The sequence below is a fragment of the Streptomyces silvae genome (assembly GCF_016745505.1).
Classification (GTDB): Bacteria; Actinomycetota; Actinomycetes; order Streptomycetales; family Streptomycetaceae; genus Streptomyces; species Streptomyces silvae.
This window is the reverse complement of sequence record NZ_JAERUC010000028.1, coordinates 92722-119678: the sequence shown is the minus strand read 5'-3', so window position 1 is coordinate 119678 and position 26957 is coordinate 92722. Positions and strand designations below refer to the sequence as shown.

Sequence of the window (26957 nt, the reverse complement as noted above, 5' to 3'; positions counted from 1 at the left end):
CCCAGTCGATGTCGATGCCGTCGAAGACATCGGCCCAGCGGGGGTCCTCCACCAGGTCGTAGCAGGACTGGGCGAACGCGGCCGGGTTCTGGGCCGCGGCACCGAAGCCACCGGACCAGGTCCAGCCGCCGAAGGACCAGATGACCTTGATGTTCGGGTACTTCGCCTTGAGCTTGCGCAGCTGGTTGAAGTTGCCGCGCAGCGGCTGGTCCCAGGTGTCGGCGACGCCGTCGACCGACTGGTCGGCGGTGTAGGCCTTGTCGTAGTCGGCGTAGGCGTCACCGATGGTGCACTTGCCGCCCTGGACGTTGCCGAACGCGTAGTTGATGTGCGTGATCTTCGCGGCGGAGCCGGAGGTCACGAGGTTCTTGACGTGGTAGTTGCGCCCGTAGACGCCCCACTCGGTGAAGTAGCCGAGGTTGACCTTGCCGCCGGGGCCGGGACCCGGGTCGGTGGTGCCGGTGGTGCGGACGGCGACCGAGGCGCTGACCGGGCCGGTCTGGTCGGCGGTGTCGCGGGCCTGCACCGTGTACGAGTAGTCGGTGCCCTTGGTGAGGCCGGTGTCCGTGTACGTCGTCGTGGTCACCGTGGCGACCTTGGCGCCGTCGCGCAGGACGTCGTAGTTCTTGACGCCCTTGTCGTCGGTGGCGGCGCTCCAGCTGATCTTCGCCGAGGTGTCGGTGATGTTGCTCGCGGTCGGGGTGCCGGGCTTGGACGGCGGGTTGTCGCCGGGGACGGTGGGGCCGCCGTCACAGGAGGCGCCGTTCAGCTTGCACCCGGTGGGGGAGCCGGAGCCGGTGCCGTTGAAGCCGAAGCTGATGCTGGCTCCGGGGGCGACCGTACCGTTCCAGCCGAGGTTCTTGGCGGTCCAGTGGGTTCCGGAGCTGGTGACGGCGGCGTCCCAGGCGGAGCCGACCGCGGTGCCGGAGGGGAAGTCCCACTCGATCGTCCAGGAGGACAGGGCGGTCGTACCGGTGTTCTTGACCGTCCACTGGCCTTCGAAGCCGGTGCCCCAGTCGGACTTCTTGACGTAGGTGGCGGTCGCGGAGGTGGCGGCCTCGGCGGGTGAGGCCAGGCCGACCATCGCGGCGAGGGGGAGGAGCAGTGCGGTGAGACCCGCGACCGTCCTGGACCTGATGGCTGTACGGGCTGTGGGTCTCCGTCTGAACCGGGAGAGGCGTACGGGGGTGTCAGTGCTCAACGGTGCTCCTCGGGTGAGGTCCGGCAATCGGGATGGTCCGTCAAACCCTGCGTCGCCCTGAGCTCGCTGTGTCATGGCGTACTCACCGCAGTGTGTCCGGTGAGATTAGGAAGGTCTGGACCAATCGTCAAGAGGTCCAGACCAAAGAACCCTGCCCGGGGTCAGAGGCCCAACTCCTGAGCCAGTACCGCCGCTTGGACCCTGCTGCGCAGCTCCAGCTTTCCCAGGAGCCTGCTGACGTGGGTCTTCACCGTGGCCTCCGCCATCTGGAGACGCCCGGCGATCTCCGCGTTCGACAGCCCCTCGCCGAGGCAGCCCAGGACCTCCCGCTCCCGCCGGGTCAGCGCGTCCAGGACCTCGCGGCCCGGCCCGTCCGCCCTGCGCGGGGCGGTGCTCCCGGCGAACTCCTCGATCAGTCGGCGGGTGACGGCCGGGGCGATCATGCCCTCGCCGCGCGCCACCGTGCGTACCGCGTCGATCAGGTCCCCGGCCTCGGTGTTCTTCAGCAGGAAGCCCGACGCGCCCGCCCGCAGTGCGCCGAAGACGTACTCGTCCAGGTCGAAGGTGGTCAGCACCAGCACGTCCGCCAGCCGCTCCGCCACCACCTGCCGGGTCGCGGACACCCCGTCGAGCCGGGGCATCTGTACGTCCATCAGCACCAGATCCGGGCGCAGTTCGCGCGCCAGGTGTACGGCGGCCTCGCCGTCCACCGCCTCGCCCACGACCTCGATGTCCGGCGCGCTGCCCAGGATCAGCACCAGCCCCGCGCGCACCGCCGACTGGTCCTCGGCGACCAGTACCCGGATCGTCATGTCCGGTACGTCCTTTCCTCGACGGGCAGTTCGGCCCGCACCAGCCAGATCTCCGTGCCGTCACCCCGGGGTTCCGGCCCCGCCCCGATGGTCCCGCCGAGCAGCGCCACCCGTTCCCGCATCCCCACCAGACCGGCCCCCGAACCGGGCGCGCGCGGGCCGGGGCGCGCACCGAGCACGCTGCTCACCTCCACCGTCAGCACCTCGCCCGAGTGCTCCAGCCGGACCGTGACCGGACCGGGCGCCGCGTGCTTCAGCGCGTTCGTCAGCGACTCCTGGACGATGCGGTACGCCGCCAGCTCCACCGGCGCCGGCAGCGGCCCCGGCTCCTCGCGGCCGTCCTCCAGGGTGACGGTGAGCCCGCTGGACGCGGAGTTCGCGCCGGCCTGCCCGACGAGGGCGTCCAGCGAGGCGAGGGTCGGAGCCGCGCCCGGCGGGCCGCCCGCGCCGTTCTCCCTGAGCAGCCCGATCAGCCGCCGCATCTCGGTCAGCCCGTCCACGCTGTTCTGCCGGATCACCCCGAGGGCCTCCCTGGAGGTGCCCGGATCGTCGATGGAGAGCGCGGCGGTGGAGTGGATGGCGATCGCGGAGAGGTGGTTGGCGACCATGTCGTGCAGCTCACGGGCCATCCGGGAGCGTTCGGCGGTCACCGCCTGCACCCGGTCCATCTCGGCCAGCAGCGCGGTCTGGTCGGCGCGCAGCCGGGCCGCCTCCGCGGCCTCCCGGTGGTTGCGCACGCTGACCCCGGTGAGCGCGGGGGCGAAGAGGACCAGCCCGGTCGCGACCGCGATCAGCAGGGCCTCGGGGGTCCGGAACCAGGCGAAGAACCCGACGGTGACCGCGACGGTGACCAGGAAGGTGGCCACCGGGATCCGCCGGGCGGCGGCCGGGGTCCCGTAGACCACGGCCGCGTACATGAGGTCGGTGTACATCAGGAGCGTCGCCAGGCTGCCCGTCGTGAACTGGTCGGCGACCAGCGCGAGCGTCCCGAGGGCGACCGCGGTCTGCGGCCGGGTCCGGCGCAGCAGCTCCAGGCCGGCCGTCACCACGAGCGGCACGAGCGCCACCCAGTGCGCGCCGAAGGGCCTGCCGCCCTGGGTGTGCAGCCCGGCCGCCCAGAGCACGAGCCCGCCGGTCAGACCGGTCACCGCGGTCAGGACGTCATGGCGGTGCGGTCGCAGGGAGCGGTGCGGTCGCGGAGAGGTGGACACCCGTCCATCCAACACGGCACGGGCCCGCGTCTCGTCCGTACGCGGGGTGAGGCGCGAGTACATCGAAGGATGCAGTCACGTTTCGTCACTGCTGACGACGATCCGCCGCCGTACGGAAGGGAGCCTGGAGGGGACCGGAAGGACCGGAAGGGGATGCGCCGTGATCGTCACACTGATCGTGCTCTGCGAGGTCGGCTTCTGGGTGCTGCTGGCCGCCGGCCTCGGGCTGCGGTACGTCGCGGGGAAGCCCCGGCTCGGGGCCGCGGTGCTGCTGTGCGAGCCCCTGCTGGAGGTGGTCCTGCTGGTGGTGACGGCCGTCGACCTGAAGAACGGCGCCGAGCCCGACTGGAAGCACGGCCTGGCCGCCGTCTACATCGGCTTCACCGTGGGGCTCGGCCACTCCACCATCACGTGGGTCGACGCCCGGGTCGCCCACCGCTTCGCGGGCGGCCCGCCGCCGGTGAAGCCCCCGAAGTACGGGATGGCGCGGGCCGCCCACGAGTGGCGCACCGCCGGCCGCTGGACCGTCGCCGCCGTGACGGCGACGGCCCTGCTCCAGGCGGCGGTCTGGTACGTCGGCGCGGACGGGGACACCGGCTCGCTGCGGATGTGGCAGCAGAAGATGCTCTGGGTGATCGGGATCAACCTGATCATCGCCGTGGGCTACACCGTCGCCCCCAAGCGGGAGCCGAAGGACCGGGTCGGGGCGGGCCGCTGACTCAGCGCTCGCCGCCCGGCACCCACAGCACGTCGCCGACCTCCTTGTTCGCCGTCCTGGCGAGGATGAACAGGAGGTCGGAGAGGCGGTTGAGGTAGGTCGCCGTCAGCGCGTTCATCACCTCGCCGTGCACCTCCAGCGCCGCCCAGGTGGACCGCTCCGCGCGCCGGACGACCGTGCAGGCCTGGTGCAGCAGCGCCGCGCCCGGGGTCCCGCCCGGGAGGATGAAGCTGCGCAGCTTCTCCAGCTCCTCCAGGAAGGTGTCGCAGTCCGCCTCCAGCTTGTCGACGTACGACTGCTCCACCCGCAGCGGCGGGTACTCCGGGTTCTCCACCACCGGCGTCGACAGGTCCGCGCCCACGTCGAACAGGTCGTTCTGCACCCGGACGAGGACCTTCACGACGTCCTCGGGGAGGTTCCCGAGCGCGATGGCCGTGCCGATGACGGCGTTGGCCTCGTTGGCGTCGGCGTACGCCGAGATCCGCAGATCGGTCTTGGCGGTCCGGCTCATGTCGCCGAGGGCGGTGGTGCCCTTGTCGCCGGTACGGGTGTAGATGCGCGTCAGATTGACCATGGGGCCAGAGTAGTTACGCTCCGGCCCTGCGGAAGACGCGTGTGCCGACCGTCACGGCCAGAAGGGCGAACGCGAGCGCCACCGCCACCCCGTACAGCATGTGCGCCGTGGCGTACGAGCCGACGTACGCGTCCCGCACCGCGTCCACCAGGTAGCGGAACGGCGTGAAGTGCGACAGCACGTCCAGCCAGGCGGGGCCGAGCGTCATCGGCAGCATCAGGCCGGAGAGCAGCATCGCCGGCATGGTGAGCGAGTTGATCACCGGCCCGAACTCCTGCGGCGTACGCACCTTCATGGCCAGGGCGTACGACAGCGAGGCCAGCGAGACGGTCAGCAGGCCCACGAACCCGAAGCCGACGAGCACTCCGGGCAGCGGTGCGCGCAACCCCATGGCCAGCGCGGCGAGCACCAGCAGCACGGCCTGGAACATGAAGAGCAGGGCGTCCCGCAGGACCCGCCCCAGCAGGAGGGCCAGCCGGCTGACGGGGGTCACGCGCATGCGCTCGACCACCCCCGTCGACTGCTCGATGATGATCGCGAAACCGGTGAACGAGGCCCCGAACAGCGCCAGTTGCAGGAGCAGTCCGGGCACCAGGACCTGCCACGAGTCACCGGTGGAGCCCAGCGGGAGGCCGGTGAGGAGAGGGCCGAAGAAGAACAGGTAGAGCAGCGGCATCAGGATCCCGAAGAAGATCTGGAACCGGGAGCGCAGGGTCTGCCGGACGTACCGGCCGAAGATCAGCGAGGTGTCGTGGATCAGCATGGGGGTCCTATACGGCGACGGGGGCGGGGTCGGCGGCCGCCGGGGCGCGCCCGGTGATCGCGAGGAAGGTCTCGTGGAGCGAGGCGTCGGGGGAGCCGGCGTGCTCGGTCTTCAGCGCGGCGGGCGCGCCCTCGGCGACGACCAGGCCGCCGTCGATGACGACCAGCCGGTCCGCGAGGGCGTCGGCCTCGTCGAGGTAGTGGGTGGTGAGCACGACCGTCGTGCCGAAGTCGTCCCGCAGCCCCCGCACCAGGTCCCACAGGTCCTCCCGGCTGCCCGGGTCCAGCCCGGTGGTCGGCTCGTCGAGGAAGAGCACGGCCGGACGGTGGGTGAGGCCCATCGCGATGTCCAGGCGGCGCCGCTGGCCGCCGGAGAGCGCGGCCGTCCTGCGGTCGAGGAGCTCGCCGAGGCCCAGGTGCGCGGCGAGTTCGTCCGCCCGCGCGATCGCGTCCACCTTGCTCAGCCGGTACAGCCGCCCCTGGGTGACCAGCTCCTCCCGCACGCTGATGTGCGGGTCCACCCCGCCCGACTGGGCGACGTAACCGCACTTCTCACGGACGCCCGCCGGGTCCGCCGTCAGGTCGCAGCCGGCCACGGTGGCCGCGCCGCCGGTGGGGGCGAGCAGCGTGGTGAGCATCCGCAGGGTGGTGGTCTTGCCCGCGCCGTTGGGCCCCAGGAGGCCGACGATCTCGCCGGGCATGACGGCCAGGTCGACCGAGCGCACGGCGTGGACCGGCCCCGCCTTGGTGGTGAAGGTCCGGGCGAGCCCGGACGTGCTGATGATTGGCATGGTGACCATAAAAACAGAGTCACTGAAAAATTGCAATGCCTCCAAAATTTCAGGCACCATGGGATCCGTACGATGGGGCCATGGCTGAGGGACTGAGGGAGCGGAAGAAGCGCCGGACGAGGCAGCACCTCTCGGACGTGGCCACCGGGCTCTTCGTCGAGCGGGGCTTCGACGCGGTCACGATCGCGGAGATCGCCGAGGCCGCCGACGTCTCGGTGAACACGGTGTACAACTACTTCCCGGCCAAGGAGGACCTCTTCCTGGACCGCAGCCGGGGCATCGTCGACCGGCTCTCGCGCTACGTCCGGGGCCGCGACACGGGGGAGTCCGCCGCGGAGGCCGTCCTGCGCGAACTGCGGATCCAGGTGGAGGGCGTCTCCCCGACGGTCGGTCTCATCGACGGCTACGCGCACTTCATGCGGGTCATCGAGGGCGCCGACACCCTCAAGGCCCGCCTCTGGCACATCGGGCAGGAGGCCCAGCTCCACCTGGAGGGGACCCTGCGCGAGGAGTCGGGGGCGGATCCGGGCGACCAGGGTCCGGTCCTGGTGGCCGGTCAGCTCTCCTGGCTGCACAGCACGCTCATGGCGTACATCGGCGGCGAGATGGTCGCAGGCCGCCGCACGGACGAGGTCTCGCGCGACGCGCTCGTCCTGCTCGACGACATGGAGGACCTCCTCGGCGAGAAGGTGCTCAACTACGCGCGGCGCGCCGCCGGGTGACACCGGCCGGTGTGATGTCCGTCATGTGAGACGTGACGCGCATCTCTTCGGGGCCGTAACGACCCTCACGGGTACTAATCTCCGCCGGAGAGCATGCGAACGACCGAGAAGCATTGGGGTGCGAAACGTGGCCAGGAAGCTCGCCGTCATCGGCGCCGGACTCATGGGGTCCGGTATCGCGCAGGTCTCCGCCCAGGCGGGCTGGGACGTCGTGCTGCGTGATGTCACCGACGAGGCCCTGGCCCGCGGCCGCGGCGGCATCGAGGCCAGTTACGGCAAGTTCGTCGCCAAGGGCAAGCTGGAGGCAGCCGACGCGGAGGCCGCGCTCGCCCGGATCACCACGACCACCGATCTCGACGCGGTGGCCGACGCCGACGTGGTCGTCGAGGCCGTCTTCGAGAAGCTCGAGGTCAAGCACGAGATCTTCCGTACGCTCGACAAGGTCGTACGGGAGGACGCCGTCCTCGCCTCCAACACCTCCGCCATCCCGATCACCAAGATCGCGGCCGTGACGGAGCGCCCGGAGCGGGTCGTCGGCGTGCACTTCTTCTCGCCGGTGCCGATGATGCAGCTCTGCGAGCTGGTGCGCGGCTACAAGACCAGCGACGAAACGCTCGCCACCGCGCGGGAGTTCGCCGAGTCCGTGGGCAAGACCTGCATCGTCGTCAACCGTGACGTGGCGGGCTTCGTCACCACCCGGCTGATCTCGGCGCTGGTCGTCGAGGCGGCCAAGCTGTACGAGTCGGGCGTCGCCTCGGCCGAGGACATCGACACCGCGTGCAAGCTGGGCTTCGGCCACGCGATGGGCCCGCTCGCCACGGCCGACATGACCGGTGTCGACATCCTCCTGCACGCCACGGGCAACATCTACACCGAGTCCCAGGACGAGAAGTTCGCCGCCCCCGAGCTGATGCGCCGGATGGTCGACGCAGGTGACATCGGCCGCAAGAGCGGGCAGGGCTTCTACACCTACTGATCACGAACCGGGTCCCCGGCTGCCTGATGCGCCGTCAGTCAGAGCCGGGGATCCGGGATCCGGTGCCGTCCGGCACGCGGATCCGGCGGGTACCGGCGGACCTTGTTCACCCCTCGGGGTGAATTCGGTATCGGTTCGCTTACAGACGGCAACTTCCCTGTCGCTGCGGCAGTCAGTTGTGGCAGAGGAAGAAAGAGAAAAAGACAGACCGACCTTGCTGCGGAGTACTTCCGGGGAGCGCATATGCACATCAGGGGCGACCACGCCGAGCTGGTCGTCGGGGGCCGCCTCGACGTCCGAAGCGCGGCGGACGCCCGTACGGTTCTGCACTCGGCCGTCGACGACGGAGCCGGCGACCTCGTGCTGAACCTGACCGAGCTCGACTCATGGGACGCCACCGGACTCGGCGTCATCATGGGCGCGCACCGCAGAGCCGGCCGGGCCGGCCGGCGGCTGGTGCTGCGCGGCGTACCGCCGCAGATGCAGCGCCTGCTGGTGGCGACGAGACTGCACCGGATCCTGGCCATCGAGGGCGGGATCGCCGCGGACTCCCTGCCACGCGTCTGAGACCCCCCGCCCGGGCCGCGATCCGGGCGGAGCCCCCGCGGGCGGCGATACACGCACAATCCTCACGAGAATGTGATGTCGCGGGCCGCGCGGCCCCCCGCCGGTTCGTAGATACTGTGCGAAGGTTTAGGGTTCGGCCGTCAGCCGATCGACGAGACCCACTGGCGGACACCGGACCGGGAGCGACAGCGACAGCGGGGCGTGCGAGGCCGGAGGGGGCTACCGCGCACTGCGCGTCTGGGGGACTTTGACGATGGACCCGATCAACCGGGGACCGGAAGAGTACGGCCACGGCACCGACCGGCCCGGCGACGACGCCGGGCGGCGGCGGCAGTCCCGCGACCCGCTGACGCCCGACCTCGGGCACCAGACACCCCAGCCGTCGCGCACGGTGCAGCTGATATCGGGCGACTTCCTGCTCACCGTCAATCCGGTCGACGGCAGCGAGATCGAGCCCTGCCGGCCGGGTGAGCGGCCCGACGCGCCCGTACGGCACACCGCCGCCCGGCGCGTGGAGCGTGAGCGCGCCGCCGCGCCGCCCGTTCCCCCGGGGCCGCCCGCACCGCAGATGCCCCTCCTGGAGCGCCAGGAGGAGCGCGAGCGGCTGGTCCGGCTGCTCGCCCGTGGCCGCTCGGTCTGCCTCACCGGGCCCGCCGGTTCGGGACGTACGGCACTCCTGGACGCCGTCGCCGCCGACTGCGCGGACCTGGCGCCCGACGGCGTCGTACGGCTCTCCGGCTACAAGCGGAGCGCCGCCGAGCTGCTCCACGCGCTCTTCGAGGCCGTCTACAGCGCCCCGCTGCACCGCCCCGACCGCGAACAGCTCCTCTCGCTCGTCCACGGCATCGGCGCCGTCGTGGTCGTCGACGACCTGGAGCTCGGCGGCGCCGCGCTCCAGGAGCTGCTCGACGCCACCCCGGAGTGCGCGTTCCTCTTCGCCGCGACCCCCGACGTCTCCGCCCCGGCGGCCGACGCCAACCTCGAAGAGGTCTTCCTCACCGGCCTCGACCGCGGCGCCTCGATCGCGCTGATGGAACACGTCGTGGAGCGCGCGCTCACCGACGAGGAGGCGAACTGGGCGGGAGACCTCTGGTTCGAGTCCGAAGGCCTCCCGCTGCGCTTCGTCCAGGCCGGCGCCCTGCTGCGCCAGCGCGACGACCTGCGCGCCGGCCAGGACGCCTTCGACGGCTACGAGGACGATCCGGCCGACGCCCCCTTCGGCCGGGTCGAGCCCGCCGGTCTCCCGCTGCCCAGCCTCGGCGAGGGCGCCGCGCCCGCCGCCCTGCTCGCCTCCCGGCTCAGCGAGGCCGCCCGCGAGACCCTGCGCTTCGCCGTCGCGCTGGGCGGTGAGGTGCCCCACCAGGCGCACCTGCCGGCCCTCGTGGGGGACACCCACGCCGACGCCGCCCTCGGCGAACTGGCGCTCAGCGGACTCCTCTCCCCGGCCGGCCCCCGCTACCGGCTGGCCGCCGGCGTCCTGGCGCAGCTGGAGGCGAGCGGATACGACGAGAGCGCGGACGCGCACGCCCGCAGCGCCGCCCAGCACTACGCCTGGTGGGCGGGGCACCCCTCCGTCACCCCGGAGCGCGCCGTGGCCGAGGCGGACGCGCTCCTGGCCTCGATGAGCCGACTGGTGCCCGGTGAGGCCCCGGGACAGGCCAGCGTGGCCGTCCTGCTGGCCCGCAGCGCCGCTCCCGCCTTCGCGGCGGGGATGCAGTGGGGCGCCTGGGAGAAGGCCCTCAGGGCCGGCCTGGAGGCCGCACGGATCGCCGGCGAGGTGGCCGAGGAGGCCTACTTCCACCACGAGTTGGGCGTCCTCGCGCTCTGCGCCGGCCAGCTCGACCGGGCCAGGGCCGAACTGGAGGCGTCCATCGGCATGCGCGGGGCGCTCGCCGACAAGCCCGGAGCGGTGGCCGGACGCCGGGCGCTCGCCCTCGTCGCGGACCGCTCCGGCGAACCGCTCCACAGCACCCCGGCGGGCGAGGAGGTGCCGGCCCCGCGTCACGACGAGTCGGCCTCGCCCCCCGCCGGTATCCCGGAGGCCAAGCCCCTCTTCCCCCGGCTGACCGACACCTCCGCGACCCTGATTGCCCGTCAGGAGCCGCCGCTCCCCGGCCCGCCCGCCGGGCGCATGGGCGTGATCAGGGGCGCCCGGCGCAATCTCGTCGCGGTCGGCGCGGGCGCGCTGCTGGCGGCCGTACTCGGCACCGTGGTCACCCTCGGGGCCACCTCGGGGAGCGAGGACCCCGACGGGCAGAACGTCACGACCGAACAGTCGGCGAGCGAGGACGACGGCGAGAACGGCCTCCCCGCGGACGAGCCCGCCGACGAGACGGCTGCCGACGAGGACACGGCCGGCGACGGCCCCGAGTCCCCCGGGCCGTCCGGCACCGCCTCCCCGTCCACGAGCGGCAGCCCGTCCCCGGGCACGTCGAGCCCCGGCACCGACCCGGAGACGAGCGCCTCGTCGAGCGGCAGCCCCAGCGACCGGCCGACCCACGGCAGCCCCTCACCGACGAAGAAGCCCACGAAGCCGCCGACCACTCCGCCCGACACCGAGACCCCGAGCGAGACGCCGACCGATCCCGAGTCCCCGGACCCCACCCCCTCGGAGTCGGAGACGACCACGGAACCCTCCATGTCCGACTCCGCGAGCGGCCCGGCGGAGACCGTCACCGCGTCGGCGACCGAGGAGGACTCCGCCTCCCCGACGACGGCCTGAGAACACGAGAACGCCGTACGGGCCCGGAATCCGGGCCCGTACGGCGTTCTCGCGCTCTCCGGGTCAGAAGAGCCGCAGCTTGTCGTCCTCGATGCCGCGCATCGCGTCGTAGTCCAGGACCAGGCACCCGATCCCACGGTCCGTCGCCAGCACCCGCGCCTGCGGCTTGATCTCCTGCGCCGCGAACACGCCCCGGACCGGGGCCAGATGCGGATCCCGGTTGAGCAGCTCCAGATAGCGGGTCAGCTGCTCCACACCGTCGATGTCGCCCCGCCGCTTCAGCTCCACTGCCACCGTCGCGCCGTCCGCGTCCCGGCACAGGATGTCGACCGGGCCGATCGCGGTCGGGTACTCCCGGCGGATCAGGGTGTAGCCCTCCCCGATCGTCTCGATGCGGTCGGCGAGCAGCTCCTGGAGGTGCGCCTCCACACCGTCCTTGATCAGCCCCGGGTCGACACCCAGCTCATGGGACGAATCGTGGAGGATCTCCTCCATCGTGATGATCAGTTTCTCGCCCGCTTTGTTCACCACGGTCCAGACGCCCTCGTTGTCGTCGGCGCCCTCCTTCAGGGTGCACGGCGGGGACATCCAGTTGAGAGGTTTGTACGCCCGGTCGTCGGCGTGGATCGAGACGCTGCCGTCCGCCTTCACCAGGATCAGACGGGGGGCGGAGGGCAGGTGGGCAGTGAGCCGGCCCGCATAGTCGACGGAGCAACGGGCGATGACGAGACGCATGGTCGGCAACGCTACTCGACGACCCCTGGTCCACGCGATTCCCGTACGCCTCGGGTGCCACTCCCGATCGGGACCGATCTGGCTTGCCCCTCTTTGCGACCGTTCGTTATTGGCCGGTTGTGTTCCCAATCTCCTGGTGCGGCCCGGACTGCGCCCTTACCGTGGAAGCAGGAGGTCGCCGTCTGTGTACGCAGCGTCGCCACCCTGCCCTGCCCGTAAGGCCCCGGCCACCTGTCGGGGTCGCGAGAGGAGAACCCATGTCGCTCGACGTCTCACCGGCGCTGTTGGAACAGGCCGAGCGAGGCGAGGTCGACGAAGCCGACTTCGTCGACTGCGTCCGGACCTCCCTGCCCTACGCATGGGAGATGATCAGCTCCCTGGTGGCCCAGCTGAAGGTCGACGGCGGAGAATTCGCCGACAACCAGACGCCTCCGCCGGACGAGCAGGCACGTGGTCAGCTGCTGCGTGCGCTCGCGAGTGATGCGATACGCGGCGCACTGCAGCGGCACTTCGGAGTGCGCCTGGCATTCCAGAACTGCCACCGCGTCGCGGTGTTCCCGCTGGACGCCTCGGTCGACGAGCGGCTGGCCCGATTCACCTCGGTGAGGGGCCAGTTGCTCAACCAGTCGCCCGAACTACGGGACTGCTGAACGCTTCTGCTGCCGCTTCGGGCCGCGGGAGGTGCAACTGGCTCCGGGGCGGCAGCTCCCGCACCACCGCACCACCAGGACTACCAGCGTGAACAGGTCACTTCAGCAACGGCAGCACTTCCGTGCCCAGCCGCTCCACATTGGTCTCCGTCGCGGCGAGATCGCCCGACCCCTCGACCATGAGGGCGAAGCGGGTGATGCCCGTGCGCTCCGCCGTGGCCGCGAGACGGTCGGCGGCGAACCGGGGCGGTCCCACCGGATGCAGACCGCAGAGGAACTCCGTGTACGCCACGGGGTCCCGCATCACCCGGTGCCGGTTGTCGACCGTCACATGGGCGCCGAGCCCCTGCCGCAGCCAGCCCGGCATCGCCTTCACGAGCGTCTCCACGGCGTCCGCCGGGCCGTCGGCGATCTGAGCCACCCCTGCGGACACATGTGCTACCCGCTCGGCGACCTCCGCCGGCTGACCGGCCTCCCGGGCCGCCGATCGCCACAGAGCGACCATGTCGGCCTTCTCCTCGTCGCCGCAATGCATCCCGAGGAGCATCGGCAAACCCTTTTCAGCGGCGAGTTTCACGCTTTTCGGCGACGTGCAGGCGACGATCACCTCGGGGCCCGGCGGACCGCCCCCGAGGAGCTCGTCGGCACGGGGCACCACGGCCACCTCGCGGAAGCCGTAGCGCTCCCCGCTCCCCGCCACCCGGGGCTTGCCCAGCCAGTCGAGCAGCAGCTCCAGCGCCTCGGGGAAGCCCTTCTCGTACGCCCCGAGACCGCCTCCGAACACCTCCAGGTCGACCCAGGGGCCGCCACGCCCCACCCCGAGGGAGAAGCGTCCGCCGCTGGTCAGGTGCAGCAGCGCGGCCTGCTCGCCGAGCATCACCGGGTGCTGGTTGGGCAGCACGCTCACCGCCGTGCCCACGCGGATCCTGCGGGTGCGGCCGAGCAGCAGCGCGGCCAGGGTCGTGGCGGACGGGCACACCCCGTACGGCACGAAGTGGTGCTCCGCCAGCCAGACGGAATCGAGCCCGGACTCCTCCGCGACCTCCGCGGAGCGGACGGCCCGGTGCAGGGCCTCACCCTGCCCCTGGCCCGGAAACTGAGCCGCCAGTACGAACGTTCCTACGCGCATCGCCTTCTGCCTCCTTACGGCCGACGCGGCTGTCCCCCCACTGGCAACAACGTCTGACACGTGCCAAAGGCACGGTCCACGGCGAAGTTGTTGCGATTTTCCGGTAACCCACCCGCCCCGCGGATGCTCACCCGCCACTCCCGACACAGGTCGGACGCCGGTGGCTCTAGGCTGGACGGGACCGATCCGCTCGTGCCCGCCCCGTGAGGTGTCCCGTGTCCCCGCGCCGCAACCGCCCCCGAGGCGGCGAGAGTCCTACCGGCAACGCACGAGGCGCGGGGGAGCGGTACGGCGGGGGCGGCGCCACGGAGAGCTGGCAGGGCGAGGAGTGGTCGGTGCGCCCGGTGAGCGGCGCGAGCGCGGCGGGCAAGCGCTACCGCTGCCCCGGCTGCGACCAGGAGATCCCCTCCGGGGTCCCGCACCTCGTCGCGTGGCCCGAGTTCGGCGGGATCGACGACCGCAGGCACTGGCACAAGGCCTGCTGGAACGCGAAGGACCGCCGCACCACACGGGTGCAGCGGTCCAGGAACGCCCCCCGCTACTGAGCGGGGCCGCAGCGGCTCAGACGTCCCGCCGGTCCAGCGACAGCAGGGCTCCGCCCATGGCCACCGCCGTCACGCCGAGGATGATGAACAGCGGCTCCCAGCCGGTCGGCCCCGACGCCGTCACCGACACGTCGTACATCGCCCCGAGCTGGTTGGGGATCGAGTACTCGAACAGCGCCTGCTGCACCCGGGCCAGCGTCGGCGAGAACATGAACATCGCCAGCACGAGCGGGAGCAGCACCAGCGCGATCATGATCGTGATGGCGCCGGCCGAGTGCCGGATGATCGCCCCGAGCGCGAGAGAGAGCAGCCCGAGCGTCGCGACGTAGAGGCCGATCCCGACCGTGGAGCGCACCCAGAAACCGGTGTCGGGCGTCGCGCCGTCCAGCATGGCCGTCTGCAGGACGCCGACGATCCCGGTGGTCACCGTGGTGATCGTGAAGGCGAGCAGGAAGAAGACGATCGACTTCGCGAAGAGGATCCGGGCGCGGCTCGGGCAGGCGGTCAGCGTCGTACGGATCATCCCGGTGCCGTACTCGGACGCGATGGTCAGCACGCCGAGGGTGATCACGCAGATCGACCCGAGCAGGACGCCGAAGAACCCGAGGCTGAGCACGGGGGTCTCGTCCATCGGGGCGTCCGACACGCTCACGGCGAACGCGGTGAGCAGCCCGACGCCGATCAGGAGCACGATCATCACGCCGAGCGTCCACATCGTGGAGCGCACGGAGCGGATCTTCGTCCACTCGGAGGCGATCGCGTCACCGAGCCCGGGAGTGCGGACGGGGATCGGGGAGGCGTACGGACCGGGTGCGCCGTTCCAGCCCTGCTGCTGCGGCGGCTGGGCGGCCGGGTGCGCCTGCGGCGGCATCGTCATCGGGGGTCCTCGCTGCTCTTGCGTCCGGCCGGGTCCGCGGCAGGTGCGGGGGCGGGCGCGGCGTGGGGCGCGGGCGCGCCGGCGTACGGGTTCTGTCCCGGGGGCGGCGGGGCGTACCAGCTCTGCTGCGGGACCTCCGGCGGGGCCGGGTGCTGCCCGTACCCCTCGGGGCCGAACGGCTGGTGTCCGGGCTGCCCGTAGCCCGGCGGAGGCGGCTGGAGGCCCTCCTTGGCGTCCGCCGTCGAGCGGTAGTCCACGGCGGACTGCGTCATCCGCATGTACGCCTCCTCCAGCGAGGCCTGGTGCGGCGAGAGCTCCCACAGCCGTACGTCCGACGCGTGGGCCAGATCGCTGATGCGGGGGAGCGGCAGCCCGGTGACGCGCAGGGCTCCGTCCGGCTCCGTCATGACCCCGCCCCCGGCCTCCGTCAGCGAGGCCGTCAGCTTCTCCCGCTCCTCCGGCGGGCCGGCCGCGACCCGCACCCGGGCGAAGTCCGCGGAGTTGGCGGAGATGAACTCCTTGATGCTCATGTCGGAGAGCAGCTGCCCGCGCCCGATCACGATCAGATGGTCGGCGGTGACCGCCATCTCGCTCATCAGGTGGCTGGAGACGAAGACCGTACGGCCCTCGGACGCCAGCTGCTTCATCAGATTGCGGACCCAGAGGATGCCCTCGGGGTCGAGCCCGTTCACCGGCTCGTCGAAGAGCAGCACCTGCGGGTCGCCGAGGAGCGCCGCCGCGATCCCGAGCCGCTGGCCCATGCCCAGGGAGAACCCCTTGGACCGCTTCTTCGCGACGTCCTGCAACCCGACGACGCCGAGGACCTCGTCCACCCGGGCCACCGGGATCCCCGCCAGCTGGGCCAGGCACAGCAGGTGGTTACGGGCGCTGCGCCCGCCGTGCACGGCCTTGGCGTCGAGCAGCGCCCCGACCTGGCGGGGGGCGTTCGGAAGGCTGCGGAAGGCGTGGCCGCCGATCGTGACGTGCCCGGACGTCGGACGGTCCAGGCCGAGCATCATGCGCATGGTGGTGGACTTGCCCGACCCGTTGGGACCGAGGAAACCCGTGACGGCGCCCGGGCGCACCTGGAAGGAAAGGTTGTGCACGGCCGTCTTCGCGCCGTAGCGCTTGGTCAGGCCGACTGCCTCGATCATTCTCCAGCCCCATCGACGTATCTGTCGTCGGGGCCCAGGCCTGTGGCCGCACGCCCCCGTCAAGAGTTAGGAGGATAACCAGCCGCGGGCGGTTCCGGCCAAGCCGTCACGCGGAGCGCCCGCGTCCGGGGGCCGGTCAGGCGTCCCGCTTCTTCAGTACGAGGTAGCCGCCGACCAGCGCCGCGATCACCCACAGCGCCATGATCCCCAGCCCGGCCCACGGCCCGTACGGCGCCGGATCGCTGTTCATGGCGTCCGGGACCACCTGCATGATCTTGGATCCGGCCTGGTCGGGGAAGTAGCGGGCCACGCTCTTGGCGCCCGGGACCGCCGTCAGGATCTGCGAGACGAGGAAGAAGAACGGCATCAGGATGCCGAGCGACAGCATCGAGCTGCGCAGCATCGTGGCGACGCCCATGGAGAAGACCGCGATCAGGCCCATGTAGATGCCGCCGCCGACGACCGCGCGCAGCACGTTCTCCGCGCCGATGTCCGTGCCGCGGTCGCCGAGCAGGGCCTGGCCGAGGAAGAAGGTCACGAAGCTGGTGGCGAGGCCGACGAGCAGCGCCAGGACGCCCGCCACCGCGATCTTGCTGAAGAGGAACGAGCCGCGCTGCGGCACCGCGGAGAGCGAGGTGCGGATCATGCCGGAGCTGTACTCCGTGCCCACCACCAGGACCCCGAAGACGACCATCGCCAGCTGCCCCAGGACCATCCCGGAGAAGCTCACGTAGGTCGGGTCGAAGGTGGCCCGCTCGGCGGAGGAGAGGTCGTCGAACTGGCTGTTCAGCAGGGCGCTCAGGGCGGCGCCCATGGCGACGGTGACGAGGAACGCGCAGATCAGCGTCCAGGTGGTGGAGGAGACCGTACGGATCTTGGTCCACTCGGAATTCAGGACCGCGGGTACCGATGCCATCGCCCTCACACCTCCTTCGCGCGGTCGCCGGCCGCGCCGCCGGACTGCTGCTGATTCCACTGCTCGCCCCAGTGCGGGCCCACCGGGGGCGGTTCGGCACCGTCGCGGTCGGAGTGGGCGTGGTACTCCACGGACCCCGCGGTCATCTGCATGAAGGCCTCCTCCAGGGAGGCGCGCTGGGCGCTCAGCTCGTGCAGCACGATCCCGTGCCGGCCGGCGAGCTCACCGAGCCGCTCCGGGGCCTCGCCGTCGATCTCCAGCGTGCCGTTGCCCGACTCGACCGCGACGATGCCCTCGGCGTGCAGCAGATCGCGCAGGCGCTCCTGCTCCGGGGAGCGCATCCGCACGTAACTGCGCGAGTTCTCGTGGATGAAGTCGGCCATCGACGTGTCCGCGAGCAGCTTGCCCTGCCCGATGACGATCAAGTGGTCTGCGGTCAGGGCCATTTCACTCATCAGGTGCGAGGAGACGAAGATCGTCCGGCCTTCCGAGGCGAGCGTCTTCATCAGATTCCTGATCCAGTGGATGCCCTCGGGGTCCAGGCCGTTGACGGGCTCGTCGAACATGAGGATCTCGGGGTCGCCCAGCAGCGCCGCCGCGATTCCCAGCCGCTGGCCCATCCCGAGGGAGAAGCCCTTGGACTTCTTCTTCGCCACCGCGGTCAGACCGACCGTGTCCAGCACCTGGGAGACCCGGCTCGTCGGGATGCGGTTGCTCTGGGCGAGACAGAGGAGGTTGTTGTACGCGCTGCGCCCGCCGTGCATCGACTTGGCGTCCAGCAGCGCCCCGATGTGCTTGAGCGGCTCCTGGAGGTCACGGTAGTGACGGCCGTCGATCCGCACCGAGCCGCTGGTCGGGTTGTCGAGGTCGAGCATCATGCGCATCGTCGTGGACTTGCCCGCCCCGTTCGGGCCGAGGAACCCCGTCACCATTCCCGGTCTGACCCGGCATGACAGATGGTCGACGGCAACCTTGTTGCCGAAGCGTTTGGTGAGGCCGTCGAGCTCGATCATGCGATCACGCTAGAACGCCCGCGCGCCCGGCGCCACCACAAAGGCGGAACCGGGCGCGTAAAGGGGTACAGCTGATGCAGGTGTTGCTCAGCGGGTCTGCTGGGCGGGGACCCCACGGGTGGCGGACTCGTCCTCCGCCGGGGAGCCGGCGGCGGCGACCGCGGCACCCGTCAGCGTCGCCAGCATCTCGCGGACGTTGGTCAGCTGGGCGTTGATCGAGTCGCGGCGGTTGGTCAGCGCCGCCAGCTCGCGCTCCGACTCGCTGCGGATCCGGTCGGCCTTGGCGTTGGCGTCGGCCACGATGTCCTCGGCCTGACGCTGTGCCGTCTCGACCGTCTGACGGGCCCGGCGCTCGGCGTCCGTACGGAGCTTCTCGGCCTCCAGGCGGAGCTGCTCGGCGCGGTGCTCGATCTCGGCCAGACGCTTCTCGGCCTTGGCCTGACGGGACGCGAGGTCGCGCTCCGACTGCTCGCGGCGCTTGGCGAGGTTCGTCTCGAAGTCCGCGGCGGCCTGGGCGGCCTTGGCGCGGGTCTCCTCGAAGAGGGCGTCCGCCTCCTCGCGCTTCTGCTGGGCGTCCTTCTGGGCGTCGGTGCGCAGCGTGCCCGCTTCGCCCTTGGCCTTCTCGACGATACGGACGCCTTCGTCCTCGGCCTTCGCCTTGCGCTCCGCGGCGAAGGTCTCCGCGTCGTTGCGCACCTGCTGGGCGGCCGACTCGGCCAGCTCGCGGTGCTGCTCGGCTGCGCGGCGGGCCTCCTCACGCAGGTCCTTCGCCTCCTCCTCGGCGAGGCGGAGGATCTTCTCGACGCGGGCACCGAGCCCGGCGTACGACGGCTCGGCGTCGTTGACCTGGGCCTGGGCGTTCTGCGTCTCGAGGTGGAGTTCCTCGATGCGCTTCTCGAGAGAGGTGATGCGGGCGAGGGCGCTGTCACGGTCGGCGACGAGTTTGGTAATGCGGTCGTCCACCTGACCGCGGTCGTATCCACGTCGCACGAGCTCGAAGCCGAAGGGGGAGGAAGGGTCGCTCATGGGGTTCCTGTCGAATGAGACCGGTGAGGTGTTAGAGGGAATCCTAGGGGCCGGAGCGGCGTGTCAACGTGAAGATGCCGCTTTGGTATGGAGAATGACACCCCTTTTGAGTGGCTGACCCCCGGAGCGCTTGCGACCCGAAGGTTTGAATGTTCATGGCGAATTAGGGTCTTTAGTTCGGATCATGCCGGGCTCGCGAGGTCTGGTGCCTGATCCAGCCTGATCCAAACGAAAGACCCTAGGTGTGCGGCTACCCGTCCGACGCCTTGCCCCCCGACCGGTTGCCCGCCGCCGCACCGGCCTTGACGCCACCGGCACCGCCGCCCGAGGCCTTACCCGTACCGCCCGGAGCCTCGAAAGACTCCAACGCCTCCAGGACGTCCTGGACACGGGAGATCTCCGTATTGATGTCCTCGCGCCTGCGGACCAGCAGGTCCAGCTCCCGGCGGCCCTCGTCGACGATCTGCTTCGCCTCGGCCTCGGCGTCGGCGCGCAGCTTCTCGGCGACCCGGGTCAGCTCGGCCTTCTTGGTCTCGGCCTCCTTGAGGAGCGACTCGGCGCGCTTCACGGCGGCGATACGGACCTTGCTCGCCTCCGAATTCGCGTCCGACAGCAGCTCCTTGGCCTTCGCCTCGGCCTCGGCCCGCTGTTCCGTCGCCGCCTTCATCAGCTTGTCGACGCGCTCGCCCGCCGTCTTCATCTGCTCCGAGGTCTCGCGCCTGGCGCGCTCGTGCAGCTCCTCGATCTCGCTCTCGATCCGGGTCCTGAGCTCCTCGGCCCGCTCCCGCGTCGCGGTGGCGTCCCGGCGGGCGCCGACCAGCAGCTCGTCCGCGTCCGTACGGGCCCGCTCCACCAGGGAGTTGCCCTCGACGGTGGCCTCCGAGGTGATCCGGACCGCCTCGTTGCGCGCGGCACCGACCATGCTGTCGGCCTGCTGCTCGGCCTCGGTGGCGGCGCGCAGCGCCTCCTCCTGGGCCTTCGCCACGAGCTGGTCGGCCTGTTCGGCGGCGTCGGCACGGCGCTTCGCCGCGGCCTCGCGCGCCTCGTCCAGCAGCCGGTCCGCCTCCTGACGGGCCTCCGCACGCAGCTGCTCCGCGGCGGACTCGGCGTCGGCGCGCAGCCGCTCCGCCTCCTCGCGGGTGCGGGCCGCGTGCTCCTGGGCCGACCCGACGGTCTGCGCCGCCTCCGCGCGCAGCCGCTCGGCCTCGGCGGTCGCCTCCCCGACGAAGCGCTCCGACTGCTCGGTGGCCTCGGTGCGGATCCGCTCGCTCTCGCTCGTCGCCTCCGCCATGAGCCGGTCGGCCTGCGCCGCCGCCTCGGAGCGGATCCGGTTGGCGTCCTCCCGGGCCTCGCCACGGGCACGCGCGGCGTCCTGCTCCGCGGACGCGAGGGCGTCGGACGCCTCCGTACGCACCCGCTGGCTGTACTCCGAGGTGTCCGAACGCAGCTTCTCCGACTCGGTGATGGCCTCCGAGACGGTCCGCTCGGCGAGCGTCTTCGCGGCCTCGGCCTCGTCGTGGGCGACCTGGCGGACCCGGTTGGCGTCCTCGGTGGCCCGCTCGCGCTCGGCGTAGGCGTCGGACCTGACCCGGTCCGCCTCCTCCTGCGCCTCGGTCTTCGTACGCTCCGCCGAGTGCTCCGCTGCGGAGCGGAGACCGGCGATCTCCTCCTCGGCCTGCTCCTGGAGCCCGGCGACGGAGTCCCGCACCTGCTGGGCGGTCTGCTCGGCCGCGGAGACCAGCTCGGTCGCCCGGCTCTCCGCCTCCTCGACCAGCCGCTGCGCCTCGGCCTGGGCCTCCTCGACCCGCTTGCGGGCGGAGGCGAGGAGCTCCTCGCTCTGCTCGCGGGCGCGCTCGCGCTCCTGCTCGGCCTCGGCACGCGCCGAGTCGAGGGCCTCCTCGGCGGCGCGGCGGCGGCGGTTGGCCTCCTCCTGCGCGGCGGCCAGGGCCTCGGCGGCCTCGGCGCCCACCCGCTCGGCGGCGGCTGCCGCCTCGGAGCGGACCCGGTCGGCGCTCTCCTGCGCCTCGGTCTTCAGCCGCTCCGCCTCGGCGGCGGCCTCACTGCGCAGCCGTACGGCCACGGACTCGCCCTCGGAGCGGGACTGCGCGGCGTCGGCGGCGGCCTCGGTGCGCAGGCTCTCGGCCTCCCTCGTGGCCTGCTCCTGGAGCGTCCGGACCCGCTCGGCGGCCTCCGCGCGCAGCCGCTCGGACTCCTCGCTCGTCTCGCGGCGGATCCGCTCCGCCTCCGTACGCGCCTCGCCGAGCGCCTCCTCGGCGGCGGTTACCCGGGCCTCGGCCTCGGTGTGCAGCCGGGCGAGCTCCTCGGCCGCCTCGGTCTTGCGTGCCTCGACCCCGCGCTCGGTCTCCTCGCGCAGCGCCTCGGCCGCCTTCTCCGCCGCGGCGGTCAGGGCGGTGGCCTGCTCCTCGGCCTCGGCGCGTACCTTCTCGGCCTCGGCGCGGCTGCGCTCCAGCGCCTCCTCGGCCTGCTTGCGCAGGGTGGCGGCGCGCTCGGCCGCCTCGGTCCTGACGCGCTCGCTCTCGGTGCCGGCGGAGGTCCGCAGCTCCTCGGCGTCGGCCTTGGCCTTGGTGAGCAGCTCCTCGGCGGTGCGGGCACCCTCCTCGAGCTGCTGGACGGCCTCGCGGCGGGCCTCGCCGCGGATCCGCTCGCCCTCGGCCACGGCCTCGGAGCGCAGCTGCTCGGCCTCGCCGCGGAGCCGGCGGGCCTCCTCCTGCAGCTCGACCGTCTTGGCCCGGTACTCCTTGGTGTCGTCCTTGGCCGCGCCCTTGAGCTGGTCGGCCTGCTCGGCGGCCTCGCCGCGCAGCCGGTCCGCCTCGGCCTCGGCCTCACGGCGGATCCGGTCGGCCTCCTCGCCGGCGGCCCTGGTGGTCGACTTCGCGTCGTCGGAGGCCCTGGTCAGGACCTCCTCGGCGCTCCGGGCCGCCTTCGCGAGCTGGGCCGCCGCGTCCTCGGCTGCCAGGGTGCGGGCCTTCTCGGCCGCCTCGGCGACGACCCGCTCGGCCTCGGCCCGGGCGTCGACGAGCGCCTGCTCGGCCTCCTCCTTGAGCGCCTCGGCCTGCTTCGTGGCCTCGCCGACCAGCCGGGCGATCTCGGACTTGGCCGTACGGGTGCGCTGCTCGTTCTGCGACTCGGCGCCGGCCAGCCGCTTGACCGCGGCCTCCTTCGCCTCGGCGAGGACCTTCTCGGCCTCCAGCCGGGCCTCGCGCAGCCGGGTCTCGGCCTCCTGCATGCGCTGCTCGGCGGTGCGGTTCAGCTCCGCGGTCTGCTGCCGGGTCTGCTCGGTCTCGGCGGTGGCCGTCGAGCGGAGCTGCTCCGCGTGGCTGGTCGCCTCCTGGGCCTGCGTCGAGGCGGCGTCGAGCAGCCGCTCGGCGTCCCTGCGGGCCCGCAGCAGCGTGGCCTCGGCCTCGGCACGGGCCGACTCCGCCTCGGAGTTGACCCGGCGGCGGGTCTCGTCGGCCAGCCGGGCGGCCTCGGCGCGGGCGGCGGCCAGGGACTGCTCGGCCTCGGTGCGCGACTCGTCCAGGAGCCGGCGGGCCTGGGACTCGGTCCTGGCCCGCAGCTGCTCGGCCCAGGCGACGTTCTCGTTGACGTGGGACTCGACGGTCTGCCGGCGCTCCGCCAGCTCCTGGTCGAGCCGCTGCCGCCGCTGCACCGCCTCGGTGTGCAACTCGGCCTGCAGCCGGGCCTGGTGCTCCGCGTGCTCCTGCAGGATCCGCTGCGTCTGCGCCCTGGCCTCGCGCAGCTCGCGCTCGGCGTCGGTGCGCAGCTGGTCGGCCTGGATCTGGGCATTACGGAGCATCTGCTCGGCCTGGTAGCCGATGTCCGCGCTGTCGTGTGCGGGACGGGTCGCGAGATTGCGCCGTGCCTCGTGCAGCTTGGCGCGCAAGACCTCGACCTGGTAACCGAGGTCCTCGGCGTGCTGGACGGCCTTCTCACGGTCGGTCTTCAGCCGGTCCATCTCGGCTTCGAACCGCGAGAGATGGTCGTCGCCCGCTCGGTGGCTCTGCTGGCTTTCGTAGCCCCGCACTGCGCGGTCCCATCCTTCCCCGAGCTCTCAACTACGTTCGAGCAGGGGGACACCCCAACCCGAGCTCTCAACTTCGTTCGAGCAGGGGCAACCCTGGTCGCAAACTCCGTACGAGAACCGCTCGCCGGCGAGCGGTCCCCCCGGGGAATGGTGACAGATCAACGGCAGGGACGCGGCGCGGCCCCGACCCGGCCCCGGCCCGGAACCGCCCACTCTACCGGGCCGGTCTCGGTCGGGTCAGTGCTCTGTCGCCGAGGTGACCAGTTCGGTCAGTACGCCGTGGCAGTCCTTGGGGTGGAGGAAGGTGATCCGGGAGCCCATCGAGCCGGTCCTGGGCTCGTCGTACAGCACCCGCACGCCCTTCCCGCGGATGTCCGCGGCGTCCGCGTCGACGTCCGCGGTCCCGAAGGCGATGTGGTGCACGCCCTCGCCGTTCTTAGCCAGCCACTTCCCGACGGCGGAGTCCTCACGGGTCGGCTCCAGCAGCTGGAGGTACGAAGCCCCGCCGTCCGAGGTGTCGTTGATCTTCAGCATGGCCTCCCGGACGCCCTGCTCCTCGTTGACCTCGGAGTGGTACACCTCGAAGCCGTAGGTCGCGCGGTAGAACTCCACTGTCTTGTCGAGGTCGAAACAAGCGATTCCGATGTGGTCGATTCGCGTCAGCATGGAACCAGTGCAGCGCCCCGGGGTTGGTTACGCAACGTGCGCGCGATCACACCGACAGCCGGATGACGGGCGCCGTACCGCTCAGTACATTCAGGTAAACCCTCGTTCACAACCGATCCCAAGGGGCTGCGCCTCATGTCAGGAACGACCGGAACCACCTCAGTGATCGTCGCGGGCGCGCGGACGCCCATGGGCCGTCTCCTCGGCTCGCTGAAGAGCTTCTCCGGTGCCGACCTCGGAGGCTTCGCCATCAAGGCGGCGCTGGACCGGGCCGGCATCGGAGGCGACCAGGTCGAGTATGTGATCATGGGCCAGGTGCTCCAGGCCGGGGCAGGGCAGATCCCGGCACGCCAGGCGGCCGTCAAGGCCGGCATCCCGCTGAACGTCCCCGCGCTCACCGTCAACAAGGTGTGCCTCTCGGGGCTCGACGCGATCGCCCTCGCGGACCAGCTGATCCGCGCCGGCGAGTTCGACGTCGTGGTGGCCGGCGGCCAGGAGTCCATGACCAACGCCCCGCACCTGCTTCCGAAGTCCCGCGAGGGATACAAGTACGGCGCTGTCGAGATGCTCGACTCCATGGCGTACGACGGTCTGACCGACGCCTACGAGAACATCCCGATGGGCGAGTCCACCGAGAAGCACAACACCCGCCTGGGCCTGTCCCGCGCCGACCAGGACGCGGTCGGGGCCCTGTCCCACCAGCGCGCCGCCGCCGCTCAGAAGAACGGCATCTTCGAGGCCGAGATCACCCCGGTCGAGATCCCGCAGCGCAAGGGCGACCCGGTCCTCTTCTCCAAGGACGAGGGCATCCGCGCCGAGACGACCGCCGAGTCCCTGGGCAAGCTGCGCCCCGCCTTCACCAAGGACGGCACGATCACGGCGGGCACCTCCTCGCAGATTTCCGACGGCGCCGCGGCCGTCGTCGTCATGAGCAAGGCCAAGGCCGAGGAACTGGGCCTGGACTGGATCGCCGAGATCGGCGCCCACGGCAATGTGGCGGGCCCGGACAACTCGCTCCAGTCCCAGCCGTCCAACGCCATCCGGCACGCCCTGAAGAAGCAGGGCATCGGCGTCGAGGACCTCGACCTCATCGAGATCAACGAGGCCTTCGCGGCCGTCGCGGTCCAGTCGATGAAGGACCTCGGCGTCTCGTCCGACAAGGTGAACGTGAACGGCGGCGCGATCGCGCTCGGCCACCCCATCGGGATGTCCGGCGCCCGGGTGGTGCTGCACCTGGCGCTGGAGCTGAAGCGGCGCGGCGGCGGCACCGGGGCGGCGGCGCTGTGCGGTGGCGGCGGTCAGGGCGACGCGTTGATCATCCGCGTACCGGGCAAGTAGTCCGTACGAGCGAGCGAGGAGGCCGAGCGTGAAGGTGGACATCCCCACCCTGGTCGAGCAGGCACGTGAGGGCAGGCCGCGTGCGGTGGCCCGGCTCATCTCCCTGGTGGAGGGTGCCTCGCCGCAGCTGCGTGAGGTGATGGCCGCCCTGGCACCGCTGGCGGGCCACGCCTACGTCGTCGGCCTGACCGGATCGCCGGGTGTCGGCAAGTCCACCTCGACCTCGGCGCTGGTCACCGCCTACCGGAAGGCCGGCAAGCGGGTCGGGGTGCTGGCCGTGGACCCGTCGTCGCCGTTCTCCGGGGGCGCGCTCCTCGGCGACCGGGTCCGGATGTCGGACCACGCCTCCGACCCGGGCGTCTACATCCGCTCGATGGCCACCCGGGGCCATCTGGGCGGCCTCGCCTGGTCGGCGCCCCAGGCGATCCGGGTGCTGGACGCGGCGGGCTGCGACGTGATCCTCGTGGAGACGGTGGGGGTCGGCCAGTCGGAGGTGGAGATCGCCTCCCAGGCCGACACCTCCGTGGTCCTGCTCGCCCCGGGCATGGGCGACGGCATCCAGGCGGCGAAGGCCGGGATCCTGGAGATCGGCGATGTGTACGTCGTCAACAAGGCCGACAGGGACGGCGCCGACGCCACCGCCCGCGAGCTCAACCACATGCTGGGCCTGGGGGAGTCCCGGGGGCCCGGCGACTGGCGCCCGCCGATCGTGAAGACGGTCGCCGCCCGGGGCGAGGGCCTCGACGAGGTGGTCGAGGCCCTGGAGAAGCACCGGGCGTGGATGGAGGAGCACGGCGTCCTGGCCGAGCGGCGCACGGCACGCGCCGCCCGCGAGGTCGAGACGATCGCCGTGACCGCGCTCCGCGAGCGGATCGCCGACCTGCACGGCGACCGCCGGCTGGGCGCCCTGGCGGAACGCATCGTGGCCGGCGGCCTCGACCCGTACGCGGCCGCCGACGAGCTGGTCGCGGGTCTCACCGGAACCCCGGCCGACAGCTGACGGCCCCCGGGCGGCGTGCGGGCCGCCCGGGAGCCGCTGTCCGGCGGAGGACGGATCAGTCGTCGTCACCGTCGCGGTCGTCACTGTCGTCGTCGTGGTCGTCGTCGTGGTCCACGGTGACCTTGCCGCTCTTCGCGTCGACGCGCAGTTCGTGCTGCTTGCCGTCCTTGCCCGTGATGTCGACGTCCCAGCGCGGCGTACCGCGCCTGCCGTCGTCGTCATCGTCGTCCAGGCCCACCGACGTCACCGTGCCGGGCTGCGCGCCGAGCGCCGCCTTCAGCGCGGCGTCCAGGGACACGGCGGCCGAGCGGGGTGCGTGCCGGTCGCGGTCCCCGTTGTCGTCGTCCTCGCGGTCCGACAGCACCTTGCCGCTGCCGGCGTCCACGGTCACGTCGTGCCAGACCTTGTCGGCGCCGTACACGTCGAGCTCCCAGACCGTACGGCCGCCGTCGTCATCGTCGTCGTCCAGCTCGGCCTCGGTGACCGTGCCGGGTACGGCCTTCAGCGCGGCGCCCACGGCCTCGTCGACGGTGGTGCGTCCGGCCTTCCCGGTCTTCTCCGTCACGGCCTGCCCCGCCCCGGTCCGCCCGGCGGCCGTGCCGGCCGATGCCGTGCTGTCGTCCGTCCCCGTGCCGTCGGAGTCCGCGAACGCGGCGGTCGTGGCGAGTCCGCCGCCGACGAGTACGGCCGCGGTGAGGGCGGCGATGGCGGTGTTGCGCTTCATGGTGGGTTCCTCCCCGATGGGATGGGCTTGCTGAGCGACGGGAACCACACTGCTCCGGCGATGCTGAACGCAGCCTGAAGCCA

At 71.8% G+C, this 26957-nt stretch carries 25 protein-coding genes; 9 read left to right on the top strand and 16 right to left on the bottom strand.

Features of this window, described 5'->3' with window-relative positions; genetic code table 11:
- The 3 genes from JKV81_RS04945 to JKV81_RS04935 form a co-directional block, all read right to left on the bottom strand.
- Positions 1–1201: cellulose binding domain-containing protein (locus tag JKV81_RS04945; protein WP_202074990.1), on the bottom strand; the 1201-nt coding region annotated here is incomplete at its 3' end.
- Between the two features lie 161 nt (positions 1202–1362).
- Complete coding sequence (locus JKV81_RS04940) at positions 1363–2013, bottom strand: response regulator (RefSeq protein ID WP_129265456.1); 651 nt, start codon at positions 2011–2013, stop codon at positions 1363–1365.
- Positions 2010–3287 (bottom strand): sensor histidine kinase, encoded by a 1278-nt coding sequence (locus tag JKV81_RS04935; protein ID WP_202074989.1) that lies wholly within the window; start codon positions 3285–3287, stop codon positions 2010–2012. Before JKV81_RS04935 ends, JKV81_RS04940 begins: the two co-directional genes overlap by 4 nt.
- Before the next feature lie 97 nt (positions 3288–3384).
- On the opposite strand from JKV81_RS04935, the gene JKV81_RS04930 reads away from it, so the two are divergent.
- A complete protein-coding gene (locus JKV81_RS04930) occupies positions 3385–3942 on the top strand; it encodes a hypothetical protein (protein WP_129265458.1) in 558 nt (185 codons plus the stop codon).
- Between the two features lies 1 nt (position 3943).
- Here JKV81_RS04930 and JKV81_RS04925 read toward each other — a convergent pair whose 3' ends face one another.
- From JKV81_RS04925 to JKV81_RS04915, 3 genes are read right to left on the bottom strand one after another with little or no spacing between them, the layout of a single operon-like run.
- Positions 3944–4516, bottom strand: coding sequence for a cob(I)yrinic acid a,c-diamide adenosyltransferase (locus JKV81_RS04925; RefSeq protein ID WP_129265459.1), 573 nt, complete (start codon positions 4514–4516; stop codon positions 3944–3946).
- 13 nt (positions 4517–4529) lie between these two features.
- Entirely contained in the window at positions 4530–5279 is a 750-nt protein-coding gene (locus JKV81_RS04920; RefSeq protein ID WP_129265460.1) for an ABC transporter permease, read from the bottom strand.
- 7 nt (positions 5280–5286) lie between these two features.
- On the bottom strand, positions 5287–6069 hold the full coding sequence (locus tag JKV81_RS04915) for an ABC transporter ATP-binding protein (RefSeq protein WP_129265461.1): 783 nt from the start codon (positions 6067–6069) through the stop codon (positions 5287–5289).
- A gap of 80 nt (positions 6070–6149) precedes the next feature.
- Here JKV81_RS04915 and JKV81_RS04910 point away from each other — a divergent pair, with 80 nt between their 5' ends.
- The 4 genes from JKV81_RS04910 (at position 6150) to JKV81_RS04895 (ending at position 11056) form a co-directional block, all read left to right on the top strand.
- Entirely contained in the window at positions 6150–6791 is a 642-nt protein-coding gene (locus tag JKV81_RS04910) for a TetR/AcrR family transcriptional regulator (RefSeq protein ID WP_124274708.1), read from the top strand.
- A gap of 127 nt (positions 6792–6918) precedes the next feature.
- Positions 6919–7767 (top strand): 3-hydroxyacyl-CoA dehydrogenase family protein, encoded by an 849-nt coding sequence (locus JKV81_RS04905; RefSeq protein ID WP_031091501.1) that lies wholly within the window; start codon positions 6919–6921, stop codon positions 7765–7767.
- Between the two features lie 243 nt (positions 7768–8010).
- On the top strand, positions 8011–8334 hold the full coding sequence (locus JKV81_RS04900) for an STAS domain-containing protein (protein ID WP_073745281.1): 324 nt from the start codon (positions 8011–8013) through the stop codon (positions 8332–8334).
- Positions 8335–8587: 253 nt separating this feature from the next.
- Positions 8588–11056: an ATP-binding protein gene (locus tag JKV81_RS04895; protein WP_202074988.1), complete on the top strand. Its 2469-nt coding sequence runs from the start codon at positions 8588–8590 to the stop codon at positions 11054–11056.
- 63 nt (positions 11057–11119) lie between these two features.
- On the opposite strand, the gene nucS is transcribed toward JKV81_RS04895, so the two are convergent.
- A complete protein-coding gene (nucS, locus tag JKV81_RS04890; protein ID WP_099174445.1) occupies positions 11120–11791 on the bottom strand; it encodes an endonuclease NucS in 672 nt (223 codons plus the stop codon).
- Between the two features lie 257 nt (positions 11792–12048).
- On the opposite strand from nucS, the gene JKV81_RS04885 reads away from it, so the two are divergent.
- Positions 12049–12441: an SCO5389 family protein gene (locus tag JKV81_RS04885; protein WP_030971516.1), complete on the top strand. Its 393-nt coding sequence runs from the start codon at positions 12049–12051 to the stop codon at positions 12439–12441.
- Positions 12442–12538: 97 nt separating this feature from the next.
- Here JKV81_RS04885 and JKV81_RS04880 read toward each other — a convergent pair whose 3' ends face one another.
- On the bottom strand, positions 12539–13570 hold the full coding sequence (locus JKV81_RS04880) for an LLM class flavin-dependent oxidoreductase (protein ID WP_124274710.1): 1032 nt from the start codon (positions 13568–13570) through the stop codon (positions 12539–12541).
- Positions 13571–13785: 215 nt separating this feature from the next.
- Between JKV81_RS04880 and JKV81_RS04875 the strand changes: the two genes are divergently transcribed.
- The gene (locus tag JKV81_RS04875; protein ID WP_124274711.1) at positions 13786–14115 is read left to right on the top strand and encodes an Rv1322 family protein; all 330 of its coding nucleotides are present in this window, start codon (positions 13786–13788) and stop codon (positions 14113–14115) included.
- A 16-nt stretch (positions 14116–14131) separates the two neighbouring features.
- Here JKV81_RS04875 and JKV81_RS04870 read toward each other — a convergent pair whose 3' ends face one another.
- The 7 genes from JKV81_RS04870 to mce form a co-directional block, all read right to left on the bottom strand.
- The gene (locus tag JKV81_RS04870; protein ID WP_202074987.1) at positions 14132–14992 is read right to left on the bottom strand and encodes an ABC transporter permease; all 861 of its coding nucleotides are present in this window, start codon (positions 14990–14992) and stop codon (positions 14132–14134) included.
- Positions 14989–16146, bottom strand: coding sequence for an ABC transporter ATP-binding protein (locus JKV81_RS04865; RefSeq protein ID WP_129265464.1), 1158 nt, complete (start codon positions 16144–16146; stop codon positions 14989–14991). The genes JKV81_RS04870 and JKV81_RS04865 overlap by 4 nt, the downstream gene beginning before the upstream one ends.
- Before the next feature lie 136 nt (positions 16147–16282).
- Positions 16283–17062: an ABC transporter permease gene (locus JKV81_RS04860; RefSeq protein WP_129265465.1), complete on the bottom strand. Its 780-nt coding sequence runs from the start codon at positions 17060–17062 to the stop codon at positions 16283–16285.
- Positions 17063–17067: 5 nt separating this feature from the next.
- Complete coding sequence (locus tag JKV81_RS04855; protein ID WP_129265466.1) at positions 17068–18075, bottom strand: ATP-binding cassette domain-containing protein; 1008 nt, start codon at positions 18073–18075, stop codon at positions 17068–17070.
- An 87-nt stretch (positions 18076–18162) separates the two neighbouring features.
- Positions 18163–19101 carry a coiled-coil domain-containing protein gene (locus JKV81_RS04850; protein WP_124274716.1) on the bottom strand — a complete coding sequence of 313 codons (939 nt, stop codon included), beginning with the start codon at positions 19099–19101 and terminating at the stop codon, positions 18163–18165.
- A 250-nt stretch (positions 19102–19351) separates the two neighbouring features.
- Entirely contained in the window at positions 19352–23146 is a 3795-nt protein-coding gene (scy, locus tag JKV81_RS04845; RefSeq protein WP_202074986.1) for a polarized growth protein Scy, read from the bottom strand.
- A 237-nt stretch (positions 23147–23383) separates the two neighbouring features.
- Positions 23384–23812, bottom strand: coding sequence for a methylmalonyl-CoA epimerase (gene mce, locus JKV81_RS04840; RefSeq protein ID WP_124274718.1), 429 nt, complete (start codon positions 23810–23812; stop codon positions 23384–23386).
- 135 nt (positions 23813–23947) lie between these two features.
- On the opposite strand from mce, the gene JKV81_RS04835 reads away from it, so the two are divergent.
- Together JKV81_RS04835 and meaB are read left to right on the top strand one after the other, a co-directional pair.
- Complete coding sequence (locus tag JKV81_RS04835) at positions 23948–25150, top strand: acetyl-CoA C-acetyltransferase (protein ID WP_129265468.1); 1203 nt, start codon at positions 23948–23950, stop codon at positions 25148–25150.
- 28 nt (positions 25151–25178) lie between these two features.
- Positions 25179–26150, top strand: coding sequence for a methylmalonyl Co-A mutase-associated GTPase MeaB (gene meaB, locus JKV81_RS04830; protein ID WP_124274720.1), 972 nt, complete (start codon positions 25179–25181; stop codon positions 26148–26150).
- Positions 26151–26205: 55 nt separating this feature from the next.
- Here meaB and JKV81_RS04825 read toward each other — a convergent pair whose 3' ends face one another.
- Complete coding sequence (locus JKV81_RS04825) at positions 26206–26874, bottom strand: PepSY domain-containing protein (protein WP_202074985.1); 669 nt, start codon at positions 26872–26874, stop codon at positions 26206–26208.
- Positions 26875–26957: the final 83 nt, after the last annotated feature.

Bases quoted from the DNA above. Each gene is read 5' to 3' on its own strand.
- JKV81_RS04865 (WP_129265464.1), bottom strand. From the start codon at position 16,146: ATGATCGAGGCAGTCGGCCTGACCAAGCGCTACGGCGCGAAGACGGCC.
- JKV81_RS04860 (WP_129265465.1), bottom strand. From the start codon at position 17,062: ATGGCATCGGTACCCGCGGTCCTGAATTCCGAGTGGACCAAGATCCGT.
- JKV81_RS04880 (WP_124274710.1), bottom strand. From the start codon at position 13,570: ATGCGCGTAGGAACGTTCGTACTGGCGGCTCAGTTTCCGGGCCAGGGG.
- JKV81_RS04870 (WP_202074987.1), bottom strand. From the start codon at position 14,992: ATGACGATGCCGCCGCAGGCGCACCCGGCCGCCCAGCCGCCGCAGCAG.
- JKV81_RS04835 (WP_129265468.1), top strand. From the start codon at position 23,948: ATGTCAGGAACGACCGGAACCACCTCAGTGATCGTCGCGGGCGCGCGG.
- JKV81_RS04900 (WP_073745281.1), top strand. From the start codon at position 8,011: ATGCACATCAGGGGCGACCACGCCGAGCTGGTCGTCGGGGGCCGCCTC.
- JKV81_RS04885 (WP_030971516.1), top strand. From the start codon at position 12,049: ATGTCGCTCGACGTCTCACCGGCGCTGTTGGAACAGGCCGAGCGAGGC.
- nucS (WP_099174445.1), bottom strand. From the start codon at position 11,791: ATGCGTCTCGTCATCGCCCGTTGCTCCGTCGACTATGCGGGCCGGCTC.
- JKV81_RS04935 (WP_202074989.1), bottom strand. From the start codon at position 3,287: ATGTACTCGCGCCTCACCCCGCGTACGGACGAGACGCGGGCCCGTGCC.
- JKV81_RS04825 (WP_202074985.1), bottom strand. From the start codon at position 26,874: ATGAAGCGCAACACCGCCATCGCCGCCCTCACCGCGGCCGTACTCGTC.
- JKV81_RS04915 (WP_129265461.1), bottom strand. From the start codon at position 6,069: ATGCCAATCATCAGCACGTCCGGGCTCGCCCGGACCTTCACCACCAAG.
- JKV81_RS04850 (WP_124274716.1), bottom strand. From the start codon at position 19,101: ATGAGCGACCCTTCCTCCCCCTTCGGCTTCGAGCTCGTGCGACGTGGA.
- JKV81_RS04910 (WP_124274708.1), top strand. From the start codon at position 6,150: ATGGCTGAGGGACTGAGGGAGCGGAAGAAGCGCCGGACGAGGCAGCAC.
- JKV81_RS04925 (WP_129265459.1), bottom strand. From the start codon at position 4,516: ATGGTCAATCTGACGCGCATCTACACCCGTACCGGCGACAAGGGCACC.
- JKV81_RS04940 (WP_129265456.1), bottom strand. From the start codon at position 2,013: ATGACGATCCGGGTACTGGTCGCCGAGGACCAGTCGGCGGTGCGCGCG.
- JKV81_RS04855 (WP_129265466.1), bottom strand. From the start codon at position 18,075: ATGATCGAGCTCGACGGCCTCACCAAACGCTTCGGCAACAAGGTTGCC.
- mce (WP_124274718.1), bottom strand. From the start codon at position 23,812: ATGCTGACGCGAATCGACCACATCGGAATCGCTTGTTTCGACCTCGAC.
- JKV81_RS04920 (WP_129265460.1), bottom strand. From the start codon at position 5,279: ATGCTGATCCACGACACCTCGCTGATCTTCGGCCGGTACGTCCGGCAG.
- JKV81_RS04895 (WP_202074988.1), top strand. From the start codon at position 8,588: ATGGACCCGATCAACCGGGGACCGGAAGAGTACGGCCACGGCACCGAC.